The following is a 2,022-nucleotide window of genomic DNA, read 5'->3' as shown; positions in this document are numbered from 1 at the left end:
ACCCAGACACAGACAAAATCCGTTGATTTGCAAAGTGTTTTACTCACCGTACATTAAATAAAGGAGGAAATGAGTTATGACAGCACATATAGCCAAAAGTTTTCCTGATAATTTTCTATGGGGTGGTGCTATAGCAGCGAATCAGGCTGAAGGGGCATGGAACGAGGATGGTAAAGGGCCAGCAATCAGCGATGCATTTCGGGGAGGAATAGTAGGCGGGACGTTTGATGATACGATTGATGAAAACAAGTACTACGCCAGCCATGAAGCGATTGTTTTTTACCATCGTTATAAAGAAGATATCGCCCTGTTCGCCGAAATGGGCATGAAATGCTTTCGGACTTCCATTGCATGGTCCCGAATCTTTCCGAATGGGGATGATGCCGAGCCAAATGAAAAAGGGCTGCAATTTTACGATGATCTGTTTGATGAGCTACTGAAGTATGGAATTGAGCCGGTCATCACCATTTCTCACTTTGAGCTGCCTCTGAATCTGATTCGTAAATACGAAGGCTGGAAAAGCCGCGAGCTGATTGGATTCTACGTAAAGTATGCGGAAGTTGTCTTCAAACGTTATAAAAACAAAGTGAAATATTGGATGAACTTCAACGAAATCAACCATTTTCATACCATTCCTTTGGCGGCAGGAGGCATTGTTGTTCAAGAAGATGAGCACAAACTGCCGACCATTTATCAGGCTAGTCACCATGTTTTCGTTGCCAGCGCATTGGCTACTAAATTGTGTCATGAAATTATCCCGGGCGCGATGATGGGCGCTATGTTATCCCTGAGCCCGATCTATCCGAATACCTGCAATCCGGACGATGTGTTTGAAGCCTATGAGCTGAGAAGAAGATCCTTATTTTATTCCGATGTGATCCTTAGGGGCTATTATCCAAGCTATGCCAAACGGATCTGGAAAGAGCATAACATCATGGTTCAAATGGAGCCCGGAGATGAACAATTACTGCGGGAGCATACAGCGGATTATTTAGGATTTAGCTATTATCGAAGTACGACACATAAAGCAGGTATGCCCATCTTGGGCAACACAGGGGGAATTATGGGACTCGACAATCCCTATTTGGAAAAAACGCCATGGGGATGGCCAATTGACCCGAAGGGCTTCCGCTATGTGTGTAATGAGATGTACGACCGATATCAGAAGCCTCTGTTTGTTGTAGAGAACGGCTACGGCAGTCATGATGAAATTTTGGAAGACGGTTCAATTCATGATCCCCAGCGGGTAGACTATCTGAACAAGCATCTGATCCAGCTGCATGAAGCTATTGAGGATGGCTGCGAAGTGCTCGGCTATACCTGGTGGGGTCCAATCGACATTGTCAGTGCGGGAACGGGAGAAATGAAAAAAAGGTACGGCTTTATCTATGTAGACAAAAACAACGATGGTACGGGTACGCTGGAAAGAAGAAAAAAGAACAGCTTCTACTGGTACCAAAAGATTATTGAATCCAATGGGGAAGTATTGTTTGAACAAAATAAAGGAAAATAGTCCTGTATTAAATAAAAGTCAGAAATGAACCGGCCAGAGATACAATCTTTGGCTGGTTCGTTTGTTTATGTGTAGGAGTAGAGGGGGAAACGGGTTTCAAAATCTGTTTGTCTGCGATTGCTCCTAACCGAAATGCGGCCATCATGCAGCTCGGTAATACTTTTTGTAATCGCAAGGCCCAGTCCGGTGCCTCCAGTTTCCTTGGAACGTGATTTGTCCACCCGGTAAAACCGTTCAAACAAGTGCGGGACATCTTCCGCAGGAATTGGGGTGCCGTAGTTGGTGCAGATTACCACCGCCTCGTCGTCTTCGCGTCCTATGGTGATATCGAGGCGTTTGCCGTCTTTTCCGTATCGAATAGCGTTGGAAAACAAATTTTCATACAGGCGTACCAGCTCGTCGGTATCGGCTAGAATCCGAACAGGCTCGACGATTCGGACACGGTAGGACATGTCCGCTTGTTCCAGCGAGGGTACAAATTCCTCAGCAAGCTGAGTGAGCAATTTGCC

2 protein-coding genes are annotated in these 2,022 nt (G+C 45.6%); one reads left to right on the top strand and one right to left on the bottom strand.

Translation table 11 applies throughout. The features are described from left to right. Positions 1-76: 76 nt before the first annotated feature. Entirely contained in the window at positions 77-1,513 is a 1,437-nt protein-coding gene (locus GRP75_RS25480; RefSeq protein ID WP_160790719.1) for a glycoside hydrolase family 1 protein, read from the top strand. Between the two features lie 65 nt (positions 1,514-1,578). On the opposite strand, the gene GRP75_RS25475 is transcribed toward GRP75_RS25480, so the two are convergent. Beyond that, on the bottom strand, positions 1,579-2,022 hold a 444-nt coding region (locus tag GRP75_RS25475; RefSeq protein ID WP_237449194.1), incomplete at its 5' end, for a sensor histidine kinase.

The sequence above is a fragment of the Paenibacillus sp. OT2-17 genome (assembly GCF_009827695.1).
Classification (GTDB): Bacteria; Bacillota; Bacilli; order Paenibacillales; family Paenibacillaceae; genus Paenibacillus; species Paenibacillus polymyxa_B.
The sequence above is the reverse complement of the archived record's forward strand: the minus strand, read 5'-3'. Positions and strand labels throughout refer to the sequence as shown.